11 protein-coding genes and 1 tRNA gene are annotated in these 15777 nt (G+C 61.6%); 8 read left to right on the top strand and 4 right to left on the bottom strand.

The window, feature by feature from the left end; all coding sequences use genetic code 11:
* Positions 1–245 precede the first annotated feature (245 nt).
* The gene (pgm, locus tag OU26_RS01790) at positions 246–1922 is read right to left on the bottom strand and encodes a phosphoglucomutase (alpha-D-glucose-1,6-bisphosphate-dependent) (protein WP_026646480.1); all 1677 of its coding nucleotides are present in this window, start codon (positions 1920–1922) and stop codon (positions 246–248) included.
* Between the two features lie 321 nt (positions 1923–2243).
* On the opposite strand from pgm, the gene OU26_RS01795 reads away from it, so the two are divergent.
* Complete coding sequence (locus tag OU26_RS01795; RefSeq protein ID WP_026646479.1) at positions 2244–4307, top strand: glucose PTS transporter subunit IIA; 2064 nt, start codon at positions 2244–2246, stop codon at positions 4305–4307.
* Between the two features lie 29 nt (positions 4308–4336).
* A complete protein-coding gene (locus OU26_RS01800) occupies positions 4337–5188 on the top strand; it encodes a PRD domain-containing protein (RefSeq protein WP_026646478.1) in 852 nt (283 codons plus the stop codon).
* Between the two features lie 144 nt (positions 5189–5332).
* On the opposite strand, the gene OU26_RS01805 is transcribed toward OU26_RS01800, so the two are convergent.
* Positions 5333–6457, bottom strand: a complete 1125-nt coding sequence (locus OU26_RS01805; RefSeq protein ID WP_026646477.1) for a diacylglycerol/lipid kinase family protein — start codon at positions 6455–6457, stop codon at positions 5333–5335.
* 128 nt (positions 6458–6585) lie between these two features.
* Between OU26_RS01805 and serS the strand changes: the two genes are divergently transcribed.
* The 6 genes from serS to OU26_RS01835 all read left to right on the top strand — a co-directional run bounded on the left by serS (position 6586) and on the right by OU26_RS01835 (position 13491).
* Entirely contained in the window at positions 6586–7872 is a 1287-nt protein-coding gene (gene serS, locus OU26_RS01810; protein WP_026646476.1) for a serine--tRNA ligase, read from the top strand.
* A 195-nt stretch (positions 7873–8067) separates the two neighbouring features.
* A tRNA-Ser gene (locus OU26_RS01815) sits at positions 8068–8152 on the top strand.
* 224 nt (positions 8153–8376) lie between these two features.
* Positions 8377–9447, top strand: coding sequence for a phosphotransferase enzyme family protein (locus OU26_RS01820; protein ID WP_026646475.1), 1071 nt, complete (start codon positions 8377–8379; stop codon positions 9445–9447).
* Positions 9448–9559: 112 nt separating this feature from the next.
* Positions 9560–11053, top strand: a complete 1494-nt coding sequence (locus OU26_RS01825; protein WP_026646474.1) for an amino acid permease — start codon at positions 9560–9562, stop codon at positions 11051–11053.
* A 225-nt stretch (positions 11054–11278) separates the two neighbouring features.
* Positions 11279–12643 carry an aspartate aminotransferase family protein gene (locus tag OU26_RS01830; protein WP_026646473.1) on the top strand — a complete coding sequence of 455 codons (1365 nt, stop codon included), beginning with the start codon at positions 11279–11281 and terminating at the stop codon, positions 12641–12643.
* Positions 12644–12678: 35 nt separating this feature from the next.
* Positions 12679–13491, top strand: coding sequence for a GntR family transcriptional regulator (locus OU26_RS01835; protein ID WP_026646472.1), 813 nt, complete (start codon positions 12679–12681; stop codon positions 13489–13491).
* On the opposite strand, the gene OU26_RS01840 is transcribed toward OU26_RS01835, so the two are convergent.
* Positions 13457–14137, bottom strand: a complete 681-nt coding sequence (locus tag OU26_RS01840) for a LuxR C-terminal-related transcriptional regulator (RefSeq protein WP_026646471.1) — start codon at positions 14135–14137, stop codon at positions 13457–13459. The genes OU26_RS01835 and OU26_RS01840 overlap by 35 nt on opposite strands.
* Positions 14138–14190: 53 nt before the next feature.
* On the bottom strand, positions 14191–15714 hold the full coding sequence (locus tag OU26_RS01845; protein WP_033498813.1) for an ATP-binding protein: 1524 nt from the start codon (positions 15712–15714) through the stop codon (positions 14191–14193).
* Between the last annotated feature and the right edge of the window lie 63 nt (positions 15715–15777).

Below are 15777 nucleotides of genomic sequence, written 5' to 3' on the forward strand. Positions count from 1 at the left end.
GCGCCGGCCGTTTTGCCTGTTCTGTTTCCAGCGTACCGGGAGAGGGAAATACGGGGTGCGGCGAACGGCGCGTTTCATGCCAGAAAACCGCGTTTCGTGCCATGCTCGTCGCTTTGTGGGACGGGGCGATATAGCCGCATGTATGGCGAAAGGCCCGTTCCACGGATGGGAACGGGCCTTTCGCCATACATGCGTCATGCCGTCATCGCATGCCTTGCGTCATCGCTCGGTATGACGGCGCCGCATCACTCGGCCAGGGCCTTGTCCACGACCTCAGTGGCCTCGGCGAGCACCTTGTCCAGAGCCTCGGGGGACTCGAAGGACTCGGCGTACACCTTGTAGATGTTCTCGGTGCCGGACGGACGGGCGGCGAACCAGTTGTCCTTGGTGGTGACCTTCAGGCCGCCGATCTTGGCGTGGTTGCCCGGAGCCTCGGTGAGCTTGGCGGTAATGTCCTCGCCCGCCAGCTGCGTGGCTTCGACGTCGTCGCCGGTGAGCTTGGCGAACTTCTGCTTCTGCTCAAGGGTGGTCGGGGTGTCGACGCGCTTGTACCAGCTTTCGCCGAAGCGCTCGACCTGCTCCTGGTGCAGCTGTGCCGGGTTCTTGCCGGTCTTGGCGGTGATCTCGGCGGCCAGCAGGTCGGGGATCAGACCGTCCTTGTCGGTGGTCCACACGCGGCCGTCCTTGCGCAGGAAGGACATGCCGGAGCTCTCCTCGCCGCCGAAAGCGACTTCGCCCTTGAACAGCGGATCCACGAACCACTTGAAGCCGACCGGAACCTCGACGAGCTTGGCGTTGATGGACGCGGCCACGCGGTCGATCAGGGAGGAGGAGACGAGTGTCTTGCCGATGCCGGCGTTCTCCGGCCAGCCCGGGCGGTTGCCGCCGAACAGGTACTCCACGCACACGGCGATGTAGTGGTTCGGGTTCATGACGCCCCAGTTTGGGCAGACGATGCCGTGGCGATCGGCGTCCGGATCGGTGCCGCCGACCAGATCGTACTTGTCCCACGCGCCGTTGTTGAGGGAATCGACCAGACCCTTCATGGCGTACGGGGAACTCGGATCCATACGGATCTTTCCGTCATGGTCGATGGTCATGAAGCTCCAGGTCGGGTCGACCTGCGGGCGCACCACGTCGATGGTCAGGTTGTACTTCTCGTTCATGAGCGGCCAGTAGTTGACCGAAGCGCCGCCGAGCGGATCGATGCCCAGGCGCACGCCGGAGGAACGGATCACGTCGAAGTCGATGACGTTCTCCAGATCGGACACGTAGTGCTCACGGAAGTCGAAGCGCTCGACCAGATCGGACTTGATGGCCTGCTCGAACGGCACGCGCTTGACGTTCTTGAAGTCGCCGAGCAGTTCGTTGGCGCGATCGGCGATGGCGTTGGTGACGTCGGCCGGGGCCGGGCCGCCGGTGACCGGGTCGTACTTGAAGCCGCCGTCGGTGGGCGGGTTGTGGGACGGGGTGACGACGATGCCGTCAGCGAGGCCGTCGCCGGTGAAGCGCTGGGTGCCGTCGGCCGCACGGTTGTGGGTCAGGATGGCCTGGGAGACGACCGGGGTCGGGGTGAAGTCGTCGCGGGAGTCGATACGCACGCGCACGCCGTTGGCGACGAGCACTTCGATGGCGGTCTTCCAAGCCGGTTCGGACAGGGCGTGGGTGTCGCGGCCGATGTACAGCGGGCCGGTGACGCCGGCCTTCTTGCGGTATTCGGCGATGGCCTGGGTGATGGCGACGATGTGGGCCTCGTTGAACGAGGTCTTCAGGGACGATCCGCGATGGCCGGAGGTGCCGAAGGAGACACGCTGTTCCGGGATGTTGGGATCGGGGACGACGTCATAGTACTTGCCGATGACCTCGTCGACGTTGATCAGATCTGCTGGGGTGGCGGGCATTCCCGCATTTTTTGCAACCATAGTCAACATTGTGCCACGCGTGCATGTCCAATCGGCGCAATCGTCCCATTATGTGCGATGAATACGTTTTCTTTTTTGGCTGATTTCGGCGTGTCTCATATGTGGCCGGGGCTTTGCGTGGTTTGCTGACGGGCGATTTGCCAATATCGTGTTGGTCGTGTATTGTCTTACCTGATTCGACTCATGCAGGGTTGCAAGTCAACTTTTTAAGACGCAAGACCTGAGATGTGGCATTGCTATGCCATGTCTCGGGTCTTTTTTGTTGCGCGGCAGCCAGGATTGCATGATCGGGACGGTTGAAAGGAAAAGAAAGGAATCAGGATGGCTGACTCACTTGCATCGCAGATCATCACTGCAATCGGTGGTCCTGAAAACGTTCGCAGTTTGACGCATTGCGCCACCCGACTGCGTTTCGAATTGGCGGATGCGTCCAAGGTGGACCAGAACGCCCTCGAACATATGAAGGGCGTGCTTGGCGCGGTTCCGCAGAGCGGTGACCGCTTCCAGGTCGTCATCGGTGGCGGTGTTGCTACTGTGTACGAAAACATCATGCATCTGCCCGAAATGGCCAACGTTGGCGGTGCCTCCGCGTCCGACGATGCTCAGAAGAGCAATGCTGATGTCAAGGCTGAAGCTCGTTCCAAGGCTCGGGGCAAGGTGGCTTGGCTGGACTCCTTCTTCGAGTATCTTGCCGATTCCTTCCGCCCGATTCTGGGTGTGCTGCTTGGCGCCTCCATTATCATCGCCTTGGTCAACCTGCTCATCTCGCTGAACGTCATCCCGAATGACGAGGCCTCCGCGGGCTGGGTGTTCGTGAAGGCCATCTGGAAGGGCGTGTTCTACTTCCTGCCGATCATGGTCGCCTATAACGCCTCCAAGAAGCTCAAGGTCGATCCGTGGCTGGGCGGCGCTATCATGGCCATCCTCATGACCCCGCAGTTCACTGGTCTGATGGATGCCAAGACCACCTCGTGCGTGGAGAACGCCGCTTTGGGCACCAAGTCCTGCACGGCCAGCATCTTCGGTCTGCCGATGTCATTGAGCGACTACTCCGGCAATGTGTTTGTGCCGCTGCTTATGGCTGCCGTGCTTGCCCTCGTCTACCATGGACTGAAGAAGATTATCCCTGAAAGTGTCCAGCTGGTGTTCGTGCCGTTCTTCTGCATGATCATCGTCGGCGCTCTGACCGCCTTCATCATCGGCCCGATCGGCGTGTGGGTCGGCAACGGCCTCGGCGTCGGCCTGGCTTGGATGAACACCCATGCTCCGTTCATCTTCGCCATCATCATTCCGCTGCTGTATCCGTTCCTGGTGCCGCTCGGCCTGCATTGGCCGCTCAACGCCCTGATGCTGATGAACATCCAGACTCTCGGCTACGACTTCATCCAGGGCCCGATGGGTGTGTGGAACTTCGCCTGCTTCGGCGCCACCGCCGGTGTGCTCTTCCTCGCCGTGCGTGACAAGGACAAGGACATGCGCCAGACCGCTCTCGGCGCGCTTGCCGCCGGCCTGCTCGGTGGTGTTTCCGAACCGTCCCTGTACGGCATCCATCTGCGTTACAAGCTGGTCTACAAGCGCATGCTCGTGGGCTGCGGCCTCGGCGGCGTCGTCATCGCCGTCCTCGGCTGGCTCTTCCCGTCCGTCACCGCCGCCGGCCAGACCGTGCACGGCGTGACCACCACCGCCTTCGCCTTCACCTCGCTGCTGACCATCCCGGTCTTCAACCAGATGTGGGTGTACGCGGTGTCCATCGCGGTCTCCTTCATCACCTCCTTCCTCCTGATCATCACCTTCGATTACCGCACCCCGGAACAGAAGGCTGAAGTCCTGGCCCGCGCCGCCGCCGATCAGAAGGCCGCCGCTCCGGTCGCCGTCGCCACCGCGACCAAGATCGAAACCAAGACCGAAACCACTGCTCCGACCGCCACCTCCACCACCGTGGTGAACGCGCCGGTCGCCGGCCATGTGATCGCTCTGGACGAAACCGGCGATCCGGTGTTCGCCTCCCGCGCGCTCGGCGAGGGCGTCGGCATCCAGCCGACCGACAGCGAGGTCGTGGCCCCGGTCTCCGGTGTGCTGCAGACCGTCGCCGAAACCGGCCACGCCTTCGGCATCAAAACCGATGATGGCGTGGAGGTGCTCGTGCACGTCGGCATCGACACCGTGAAGATGAACGGCGAGGGCTTTGCCGTCAAGGTCAAGGCCAATGATCGCGTGAATGCGGGAGATCCGCTGGTTTCCGTCGACTTTGCTAAAGTGAAGGAAGCTGGATACAGCACCACCACGCTGATGACGGTGCTCAACACCGCCGCCCTCGCCTCCGTCACGCCGAAGACCGGCATCGACGTCAAGGCAGGGGATGAGGTGATCGACATCCAGCGCTAACTATCACACAGAGGCGAAAAGGGGTCGACGTGGACGTTCTTCGCGTGTTCAACAACAATGTCGTGCTGGCCAGGGATGGCAACCGCGAGGTGATCCTCACGGGCCGTGGCATCGGCTTCCAAGCCAAGCCCGGCCAGCACGTGGATGACGCGAAGATCGTCCGTCGATTCGTCCCCGTCGACGGTAAGGATCCCGACCACATGGCTCAACAGGTGGCCGGGATTCCTCCCGAAATCATCAGACTCGTCACGGACGCCATGAACCGGACGGGGCTGAAAGAACAGGCCGACGACAAGCCATCCCTGGTCATGGCGCTCGCCGACCATCTCTGCGGCGCGATCCAACGCGCGCAGAAAAAACAATCCATCGAATATCCGCTTGAAGCGGAAGTGAGATCGCTCTATCCCGACGAATACGCCAAAGGCCTGGCGCTGGTCGACGCGATGAACACCTATCTGGGCGGAGCCCTGCCCCGCAGCGAAGCGGTGGCGTTCGCATTACACCTAGTCAATGCGGGATTCTCAGGCGGCGACATGTCCGCCACGTACGCCATGACCGGCGTCATCCAGCAGATGATCGCCGTCATCGAAAGCACATACGATATCAAACTTGAGCAGGATGGCGTCAATGTGGCGCGGTTCATCACGCATCTGCGCTACCTGTTCGTACGCATCCACCAGCACAAGCAGCTCGACGACGAGCCGCAGCCAATCATCGATTCCATCAAAACTTCGTATCCGCGCGCGTACCAGTGCGCGAAGCAGCTTGCGATGGTGGTGCAGATGAGATTGAACGTCGGCCTTACGGAATCGGAAACCGCCTATCTCGCGTTGCATGTGTCACGCGTCGCGGAGAAGGCCGGGGAGCCGCAATCGAAATAACCGTGTCATGCGATTGCACGGATATGCATGATTCGCACAATTACTCGTATATTTCTATTTTCAAAACGACGGATATTGTGATGGACGTTCCGTGAATCGCGCGCGATTAAATAATAAGTATCCTACGTGCGATTCCGGCAGCGGCTACCGCTGCTCGGCGACGCGTTCCAGCGCGCTCGGCTCCGCGGGCGTCTCCGGCACGCGTACGGTCAGTGCCTTGCGCTCCACAGTGAAGCGGATGTGCTTCGTTTCGGGGAGCATGTCGCCGTCCACTTGCGCCAGGACCGGCTTCTCCAATTTGATTTCCGCGCTGACGCCCTGCATCTGGTCGACGGTGGAATTCGTGGACAGCGGGCTCTGCTGGGCCTTGCCGGTGATGGTCTGGTGCAGCACGTCGCCGAACAGATTGCACCAGCCGAGGAGACCGCCGGAGGTGTCGATGACCTCGTAATCGAGCAGGCCGTCATCGTACGAGGCGTCGGGCATCAGCGAGAACACGGGGATCTGCCCGCAATTGCCCGCCATGAATGTGCGGAAGACGAGCCCATGCGTGGTATGCGTGCTGCCGTCGGCCTTGGTGATGGTGACGTCGCCCTTGTATTTCGGCGCGAACAGGTTCTTCGCACCCGACACGAAATAGGCCAGCCAGCTGATGTTCTTCTTCAATTCCGGATCGGTGTCCTCGATCATCACCGCGTCGAAGCCGATACCCGCGATGATAAGGAACGCGTGGCCATGGTCGGTGGTCTTGTCGTCCAGCAGGGTGAGGCGGCCCACATCCACCTGACGCGAGCCGTGCGAGGTCGCCACGGTAAGCGCCGCGTCGATGTCGTCCACGGGAATGCCCATATTCCGAGCGAACAGATTGCCGGTGCCGATCGGCACGATGCCCAATGCGTGCCCCGTTCCGGACAGCGCGCTTGCCACGGTGCGCACCGTGCCGTCCCCACCGACCGCCACCACGACGTCGGCGCCATGGTCCAAGGCCTCCAAAGCGCAGGCGCGTCCGTCCTTGTCGAGCTGGGTCTCGATGAACTCCACCTGGGTGAGATGCTTCGCCTCGCAGAATTCCCTGATGTGCTCCTTGCGCTGTTTCGCCTGCGGCTTGGAAGGATTGACGATGAACGCGTAATGCACTTGGTCGTCGTCGCGTTTGTCGAGTTTCTCGGCGAGCGAGCGGTGCTTGTAGGCCCGGTATCCGAAGAACGCGGCCGTGCCTACGGCGATCACGGCGACGGCGATGATGAGAACGATAAGTGGCATAGGCATATACCTATTGTCTACTGGGCCTTCGAAAAAGGCGAATTTGACATGCCGAATTTCGACGATTCCCGCGCACGCGTCTAAAAATGAGAACGGTTGCGTCGGTGTCTGCTTTCGGCACTAGGCTGAGAACCATGCTTGATATTCAATTCATTCGTGAACATGCTGACGTTGTCAAGGAATCCCAGCGTAAGCGTGGCGAATCGGTCGAACTTGTCGACGAGGTGCTGCGCTCCGACGAGGTTCGCCGCTCCTCTCTGAAGGAATTTGAAGCCGCTCGCGCGCGGCAGAAGGAGATCGGCAAGAAGGTCGCCGCCGCCCCCGCGGACGAGAAGGCCAAGCTGATCGCCGCCACCAAGGAGCTGTCTCAGAAGGTCTCCGAATACAAGGCCGCCGCCGATGCTGCAGCCGAAGAATACACCACCGCCATGTGGAAGCTGTCCAACATCGTCGAGCCGGAGGCTCCGGAAGGCGGCGAGGATGATTACGTCGTCGTCAAGAAGGTCGGCCAGATCCGCGACTTTGCGGCCGAAGGCTTCGAGCCGAAGGATCATCTGACTCTCGGCCGTGGCGTCGCCGGCATCGATATGGAGCGCGGCGTGAAGGTCGGCGGCTCCCGCTTCTACTTCCTGCGCGGCCAGGTGGCCCGTATGCAGATCGCCATGCTGACCATGGCCGTCGATCAGGCCGAGGAGCACGGCTTCACGCTGGCCATCACCCCGACGCTGGTGCGTCCGGAAGTGATGCGCGGCACCGGCTTCCTCAACTCCCATGCGGACGAGATCTACCGCCTGCGCGAGCCCGACGACCAGTATCTGGTCGGCACCTCCGAAGTGGCGCTCGCCGGCATGCACGAGAACGAGATCCTGAACCTTGAGAACGGCCCGCTGCGCTACTGCGGCTGGAGCTCCTGCTACCGCCGCGAGGCCGGCGCCGCGGGCAAGGACACCTCCGGCATCATCCGCGTGCACCAGTTCGATAAGGTTGAGATGTTCGTCTACGCTAAGCAGGAGGACTCCTACAAGGAGCACGAGCACCTGCTGGCCATGGAGCAGGAGATGCTCGGCAAGGTCGAGGTGCCGTACCGCATCATCGATACCGCCGCCGGCGATCTGGGCTCCTCCGCCGCCCGTAAATTCGATTGTGAGGCTTGGGTGCCGACCCAGGGCCGCTACCGTGAGCTGACCTCCACCTCCAACTGCACCGAATACCAGGCTCGTCGCCTGAACATCCGCGAACGCATGGAGGACGGCAGCACCCGCGCCGTCTCCACGCTGAACGGCACGCTGGCCACCACCCGTTGGCTGGTCGCCATCCTTGAGAATCACCAGCACAAGGACGGCTCCATCGAGATTCCGAAGGCCATGCGTCCGTACATGGGCGGCAAGGAAGTCATCGAGCCCACTAAATGGGAGGCCTGATTTCATCAGGCTTCGCCAGGTCTGTGCGCGGTGCGTTACGCTTGCGCTACGCACCGGCCATGTCCGGCATCCGATGTGAATCCGTGAAAAGCGGCGTCGGCACCTGTGCCACGCCGCTTTTCTTATCGCTGTGATATATTGACGTTCCGTACACGTGGTTTCGATATGGTTTCGGCTTCGCGTGCAAAGTACTAAGGACAGATGTCTGAGCGGTCTAAAGAGACGGTCTTGAAAACCGTTGAAGGGCAACCTTCCGCGAGTTCGAATCTCGCTCTGTCCGCCGTGTGGGGCTTATCGGTTTCATACCGATAAGCCCTTTTTCATGCCTGCCTTACGGTCGCGCAACGGGATGTTCGGTAACGCGCCATTAATGTTCTCAAGCCGTTTCTTTACTGTCGCGTAACAGTGCGGTGGCGATTGTAACGCTCGATTCCGGCACAATCTTGGGTATCGCAACGGATGTATATCCGAATCCCAGGAACCCCAGCATGAATCGAGGCCATCATGACACAGCAGATCACTAGCCTGCTCGATGACACTTCGCAGGGGGTCAGTCTTGACACCTTCAGCGGTCTGACGAAAGGATGCCCGGCACCGTTCTGGCTGTTCCAAGGCGTGTGTGCCGCTTGGGGCATCGACCACTCCCGCGCCCAGCTCAACCTCATCACGGTATCGGAGAACGCCACGTTCCTGCTGCTGCTCGACGGCGAGCCGCAAGGCGTGGTGCGCGTCTCCCAACCGGGGTATGTGGGCGGTCCGGAAGCGGTCGCGTCGGAGATCAGCTGGCTCAACGCCCTGCATGACATCGACGGCATCAGCCTGATCAACCCCGTGCCGACCATCCGTGGCACGTTCGTGACGAAGATCAACGATTTGAACGGCATCGGCTGGACCGTCATCTCCACCAAATTCGTGGAGGGTACCGTGCTGGAGGACCTCGACAATCCGGCGCCATACTACGAGACCATCGGCGAATGGGCCGCGAAATTCCATGAGCAGTCCAGAACATGGACCAAGCCGTACGGCTTCACCCGCTTCAACTGGGATCTGTCGAACATGGTCGGTCCCGCGCCGCGTTGGGGACGTTGGGAGAACGCCGATCTGAGCGACGAGGAACGGCATCTGTGCGAGACGGCCCTATGGAAGGCGATGGACGTGGTGATGAAGGTGCCGCGCACCACCGAGACATGGGGGCTGATCCACGCCGATCTGAGGCCGTCGAATGTCATCCGCGGCGACGACGGCAAGCTGACCATCATCGATTTCGACGACGCTGGCTACAGCTGGTACCTCTACGACTACGCCTCGTCGTTGAGCTTCATCGAACACGAGCCGTACGCGCCCGACCTGGCCAAGGCCTGGGTCAAAGGATACCAAAGCGTGGCCGGAGCGTTCACCGACGAGCAGCTGCACATCATGTCGGCATTGTCCATGATCCGACGTCTGCAGATGCTTGGCTGGACCACAAGCCACCGCGAGGACGCGCTTCCCGACGGTCTGGCCGCGCAGCAGGCTCCCGGCAGCGTGATGTGCGCCAAAAGGTATCTCGACGATCCGCTTTGGCTGCTGCACTGACGCCATCGTGAGGCGCGTATCGACTTCATAACTGAACAACCAACCACAACACAACATGAATGAGGAATCAATGGCATCATTCGCCGAATGACAAGAGAGGAAGGCGATCACCATGACGGCATCAACCGTTTCAAGCGGCTCCATAGGCAGCGTTACCTACGTCGCGACCGACAAGGACTACTTCAAAAAGCGACAGCTCAAACGCACTGCGGGGGCGTTCGGCCTCTGGGCCATCGGCATCTCGGCCGTGGTCTCCGGAGACTTCTCCGGATGGAACGGAGGCATAGCCCAAGCCGGATGGGCAGGCATGCTCATCGCGGCCATCGTGGTCTATCTCATGTATGTGCTCATGCTGAACTCCATCAGCGAAATGGCGTCGGCCATGCCGCACACCGGTGGTGCATACTCGTTCGCGCGTGCCGCCATGGGGCCGTGGGGCGGCTTCTTCACCGGTCTGGCCGAAACCATCGAATATGTGATGACGGCGGCCACCATCGTCTACTTCTCATCGGCGTACGCCGACGCCATCCTGTCCGATCTGACTGGCTACTCGCTTGACGACCATGGTCTGCGATGGGTCTGGTGGCTTGCCCTGTACGCGATTTTCGTCGTGGTCAATTGGCTCGGCGCCGAAACCTCGTTCCGCTTCGCCGAAGTGGTTTCGATCGCGGCGCTCACCATCGTGGCCATGTTCGGCATCGGCACCTTCATCGCCGGCAAAGCCGATTTCTCCACGTTGCTGAACATTCCCGCGACGGACGGCAACTCCGCGTTCCTGCCGTTCGGTCCGGGCGCCATCTTCTACGCCATGCCGTTCGCGATGTGGCTGTTTCTCGGCATCGAGCAGCTGCCGTTGGCCGCCGAGGAGGTGCGCGACCCGGAGAGGAACATTCCCAAGTCCTCCCGCCTGTGCATCTTCACGCTTGGTCTGTCCGCGCTGATCATCGTGTTCCTGAACCCGGCCGTGGTCGGCTCCAAGGCGCTCGCCGGCTCCGATGAACCGCTGCTTGACGGCTACCGTGCGATTCTGCCGGGCAATCTCGCCGCGGTGCTGTCCGCCTTCGCGCTCATCGGCCTGCTGGCCTCCATCCAAGGCATCATGTTCGCCTACGGGCGCAACCTGTATTCGCTGTCCCGCGCTGGCTACTATCCGGCGTTCCTGTCGCTGACCGGCAAGAAGAAGACGCCGTACTGGGGACTGATCGTGGGCGCCTTCATCGGTTTCGCGGCCCTGTTCATCATCGCCTACGGCGGTTCCGGCGCAGGCTCCGTGGTGCTGAACATCGCCGTCTGGGGCGCCGTGCTGGCCTATCTGCTGCAGATGGTCTCCTACGTATTGCTCAAGAAGAAGATGCCGGACATCGAAAGGCCTTTCGTCAGCCGCTTCGGTGTGCCGGGCGCGGTGATCGCCGGCCTGCTGGCCTTCTGCATCTTCGTGGCCGTGCTGCTCAATCCCGACTACCGGTTGGCCGTCTACGCCATGGTGGCCATCTACATCCTCGCCACCATCTTCTTCGCGGTCTACGGCCGCAAGCACCTGGTGCTGTCCCCCGAAGAGGAGTTCGCGGCATCCGGAGGCAAGGCGGAGTACAGAACTGAAGACTAGGCGTTATAGCCGCATACGGAAAGCGCCGGGGCACATCCCATCGTTGCAGGTGGGATGCGCCCCGGCGCTTTTTTCGTCGATGTAAACGTCGATGAAGACATCTCAAATGGTCAACCAAATCGACAAAAAACAATGGAAATGGTTTGTTTCTCTACTGTATCGAGGCGCTCAACAAAGCCGCGCTACCGTTTGGGTAACGTCAAGGAGCCAACGAAAGAAGGAATCATGGCAACCCGATCGACCATCATGGACACCAACAGTTTCCGCCCGGAAATGGCGGCCGCGCTTGATCCGGAGACCCGCAAACTGACCGAGGAGCGCAACGTGCTCGGCCCCGCATACCGTCTGTTCTACCGCAATCCGGTCCACCTGGTGAAGGGCGTCGGCTCCCATCTGTGGGATGCGGATGGCGAGGAATACCTCGACGTGTACAACAACGTGGCCTCCGTTGGGCATTGCCATCCGCGCGTGGTCGAAGCCTTGTCCAAGCAGGCATCGATGCTCAACACTCACACCCGCTACCTGCACGAGAACATCCTGCATTACGCGGAGGATATCCTTTCCACTATGCCGGACGAGCTCGACCGCATCATGTTCCAATGCACCGGCTCCGAAGCCAATGATCTGGCCGTCCGCGTGGCACAGACCTACACCGGCGGCGAAGGTGTGATTGTGACGCATGAGGCCTACCACGGCAATTCCGCGCTGACCTCCAAGCTGTCTCCAGCGCTCGGCACCGCGCAGACCTTGGGACTGACGATGCGCATGATTCCAACGCCGGACACCTACCGTCTCGAGATCGACGGCAAGCCCGCCTCCGAATGCACCGCCGAGGAATTCGGCAACTGGATGGCCGGCGAGGTGCGGAAGGCCGTGACCGACATGGAACGCCACGGCATCAAGTTCGCGGCCCTGCTGGCCGACTCCATCTTCTCGTCCGACGGCGTGTACCCGGATCCGGTCGGCTACCTGAAACCGGTCATCGACACCGTCCACGAGCTTGGCGGCGTGTGGATCGCCGATGAGGTGCAGCCTGGCTTCACCCGCACCGGCGATGCATTCTGGGGATTCGGACGCCAAGGCATCGTGCCTGACCTGGTCACCTCCGGCAAGCCGATGGCCAACGGCCTACCGACCTCCCTGATGGCGGCCCGTCATGAAGTGCTGGAACCGTTCGCCGGCTCCATCCCATACTTCAACACCTTCGGCGGCAACCCGGTCTGCATGGCCGCAGCACAGGCCGTGCTCGACGTCATGCGCGACGAGGACACCATGGGCAACGCCAAGAAAGTCGGCAAGATCTTCAAGGACGCCGTCACCTCCCTCATGCCGGAGCACCCCTGCATCGGCGACGTCCGTGGCGCAGGCCTGTACATCGGCTGCGAAATCGTCAAACCCGGAACCAAGAATCCCGACCAGAAGGCCGCGCTCGACATCCTCGAAACCCTGAGGGACAACCACATCCTCACCTCGGTGTGTGGACGCTACGGCAACATCCTCAAACTGCGTCCGCCGCTGGTCTTCAGCGAATCCGACGTGGACTGGTTCATGGACGGATTCACGAAGACGCTGGAAACATTGAAGTTGTAGAACTACAGGAAACCAACCGACGAAAGGGCGTGGACATGGCGGACCACATTGACACGGATCGCACGGCAACAGCGGCGAACGGGTTGGTTCACCTTATCCGCGTCCTCATCCGCGAGCAGGAACTCCAGCCAGGGGAGCGGCTCGGATCGGAACGCGCGCTTGCCAAAAGCCTTGGCGTCAGCAGGTCTGATCTGCGCACCGCGCTCGCGGTCCTGGAATCCAGCCACGAGGTCATTCGCAAAATCGGCCGTGCGGGCGGCACCGTCGTCTCCGACGGCCGGTTGGAACGCAATATCAACACCGTGGAATCGCTGCCGACAATCGCGCGAAGGCAGGGGATGCGCGTCTCTTCGAAAGTGCTGCGGGCGGTGATCGCACCCGCTTCGCCATCGGACGTGCGCTTGCTGAGGCTGCCCGGCGAGCACCCCATGATATACGACATCATCCGTCTGCGCTATATCGAGGATCGGCCGCTTTCCTTGGAAAAAACACATCTGCCCGCGTATCTGTTCCCGCAATTCCTGACGCGCGACCTGACCGCGCCGTTCTACACCATGTTCGAACGTGAATACGGCATCCGGCCGTGCACCGTGGATGAGACGCTGGAATCCGTGGTGGGTGACGAGCATGAGAACGAGCTACTGGACATCGATCCTGGAACGCCTCTGATGCGCATCCACAGAATCGCCTATGCGGCGGACGGGTATCCTTTCGAACGGGCGATCGACATGTACATCGCAGACCAGATGCGTTTCACCATGCATCATTCCGGCTATGTGAGGCTTTCCGCGACGCGGGATGATGCGCGGAACGTCACACGATCCGACGGTCCGCGGCCCAACGGGTGAGCTCGGAACGGTTCGACAGCTGCAGTTTGCGCAGCACCGAGCTCATATGGGTCTCCACGGTCTTGATGGAGATGAACAGTTCCGAAGCCACCTCCTTGTACGTGTAGCCGCGCGCGATCAGCCGCATGACCTCCTGCTCGCGGTTGGACAGCCGGTCCAGCTCGTCATCGTGGATCGGGCCGCCGAACGCGCCGTTCGCGCTCGGGCCGTTCTGGAAGGCGGACAGCACGAATCCCGCCAATTTCGGCGAGAACACGGCGTAGCCCTCATGCACCTGCTTGATGGAGGACACCAGGTCGTCGCCGGAAATAGTTTTCGTCACATATCCCTGCGCACCGGCGCGGATCACGGAACCGACATCCTGCGGAGAATCCGACACGGACAGCGCGAGGAAGACGGTATCGGGGGAGTATGCGCGCGATTTCGTGAGGATTTCGGCGCCACCGCCGTTCTCGCCGCCCGGCACATGCACGTCCAGCAGCACCACGTCCGGTTTGGTCTGCGCGATCATCGCCACTGACCCCTCCACGTCGGCCGCCTGTCCGACCACGTCGAAATACGGCTGCAACGTGGCGATCACGCCCGCGCGGAACATCTCATGGTCGTCCACGACGGCGATTCTGATGCGCTGTTCCCGCTCGCTCATTCCTGCTCCTTGGTTCGATTGATTCATTGCCGCACCTGCTGCATGTGCCGTGTTCATTGCGCCGATTGCACGCCCGTATCGCCGTCCGCTGTGGTGGTCGTAGCGCTGTCCGCATCCTCCGCCGCTCCTGAAATCGGCATGTGCATGCGCACCTCCGTGCCCCAGCCGGGCCTCGACACAATCTCCACTGTACCGCCGCGGCGCTTGATACGTCCGATGATGGACTCGCGGATGCCCAGGCGATTCGCTGGAATGGCGTCGACGTCGAAGCCGTCGCCATGGTCGCGTACGAACACCTCCACCAGCTTGTCGCCGGCCTCGCAGTAGACGGACACCGGTTCGCCGCCATGCGTCACGGCGTTGACGAGTGCCTGCTGCGTGGCATCCAACAACGCGTCGGTCTGCGCGCTCGGCCGCGCGTCACCCACCGTCACCACCTCGATCGGCTTGCCATGCGTGTCCTCCACATGCGCTGCGATCTGCTTCAAACCGGCGTTGACGGAACGATCCGACGTGGTGCGCTCCTGATATAGCCATTCACGCAACTCGCGTTCCTGCTGCCTCGCCAGTGAAAACACGGTCTGCTGGTCATCGGCATGCAACTGGATCAGCGCCAGCGTCTGCAGCACGCCGTCGTGCAGGTGGGCGGTCATGTCGGCGCGCTCCTCCTCGCGCTCCTTCAGCGCGCGCTCCGTGCCCAAATCCCGGATCATCGCCACGATCCATGGCACGATCGCCAGCAGCACGCCGACAAGCATCGCCAGGCCGGCGACCAGCATGGTGAGCGTGGCATGCCGTGCGGACGGCATCGTGCGGACATGCGTGGCGATGTACAGCGCATATGCGGCGAAAATGATCGCAATGCCGGCGAGCATCGTCCACAACTGGCCTTCCTTCGCGTTGAAACGAAGCCAGGACACGCCGATGCCGACCACGCCGAGCAGTACCGGCAGAATCAGCATGCCTTCGAGACCGGTCGCCGTCATCACCGCGCACAGACCCAACGCGGCGAGTCCCGCCATGGCCAACAGTGCGGGTTTCGGCGCCTGCCGGAGCATCTGTTCCAGGCTTTCGGACGATTGCCGTCCGTCTTCCGATGGCGTTTCGTTTGCCATCGCGCCGGTTTTTGCCGATTGCGTGCCGACGTTTTGCGTGCCTGCCCCATTGCCCATGAAGCCGTGTGCGACGGATTCGCCATACGGCGCATTGCCGCGTGACAACGGCGCGTTGCCTACGGGCTGGCTGCCTGCGATGGCGTATGCCTGCTGTACCGGATCACCTGTGGGAATGGTGATCCACAGGAAGATGTAGGCGATGAGTCCGGAGCCGAAGAAGAAGGAGGTGATGATGAAGATGAAGCGGACCAGATGGACGGACACGCCCAGATGCATGCTGACGGCTTTGGCCACGCCCGCAACCGCACGTCCGTACGTTGGCCGCAGCAACGGCAGTCTGGCCGGTCGTGATGGTGCGGGACGGCCTTCGCGCAGGGCCTGCACGTAGCACCAGCGCATGTAGACCGCGCTGGCCTGGTCGTACTGTTCCTGCGTGTATCGCGGTTTGGCTAAGGACTTCATGCTTCCATTGTGCCCTGTCGGGGATGCCGATTCAGGGCTTTCAGCTGGTGTTCAGGGCAGATT

Source organism: Bifidobacterium ruminantium DSM 6489 (assembly GCF_000770925.1).
Lineage (GTDB): Bacteria > Actinomycetota > Actinomycetes > Actinomycetales > Bifidobacteriaceae > Bifidobacterium > Bifidobacterium ruminantium.

What these genes read in the sequence shown, in the direction of transcription:
- pgm (WP_026646480.1), bottom strand. Translation starts at nt 1,922, where the DNA reads ATGGTTGCAAAAAATGCGGGAATGCCCGCCACCCCAGCAGATCTGATC.
- OU26_RS01795 (WP_026646479.1), top strand. Translation starts at nt 2,244, where the DNA reads ATGGCTGACTCACTTGCATCGCAGATCATCACTGCAATCGGTGGTCCT.
- OU26_RS01805 (WP_026646477.1), bottom strand. Translation starts at nt 6,457, where the DNA reads ATGCCTATGCCACTTATCGTTCTCATCATCGCCGTCGCCGTGATCGCC.
- serS (WP_026646476.1), top strand. Translation starts at nt 6,586, where the DNA reads ATGCTTGATATTCAATTCATTCGTGAACATGCTGACGTTGTCAAGGAA.
- OU26_RS01820 (WP_026646475.1), top strand. Translation starts at nt 8,377, where the DNA reads ATGACACAGCAGATCACTAGCCTGCTCGATGACACTTCGCAGGGGGTC.
- OU26_RS01825 (WP_026646474.1), top strand. Translation starts at nt 9,560, where the DNA reads ATGACGGCATCAACCGTTTCAAGCGGCTCCATAGGCAGCGTTACCTAC.
- OU26_RS01830 (WP_026646473.1), top strand. Translation starts at nt 11,279, where the DNA reads ATGGCAACCCGATCGACCATCATGGACACCAACAGTTTCCGCCCGGAA.
- OU26_RS01835 (WP_026646472.1), top strand. Translation starts at nt 12,679, where the DNA reads ATGGCGGACCACATTGACACGGATCGCACGGCAACAGCGGCGAACGGG.
- OU26_RS01840 (WP_026646471.1), bottom strand. Translation starts at nt 14,137, where the DNA reads ATGAGCGAGCGGGAACAGCGCATCAGAATCGCCGTCGTGGACGACCAT.
- OU26_RS01845 (WP_033498813.1), bottom strand. Translation starts at nt 15,714, where the DNA reads ATGAAGTCCTTAGCCAAACCGCGATACACGCAGGAACAGTACGACCAG.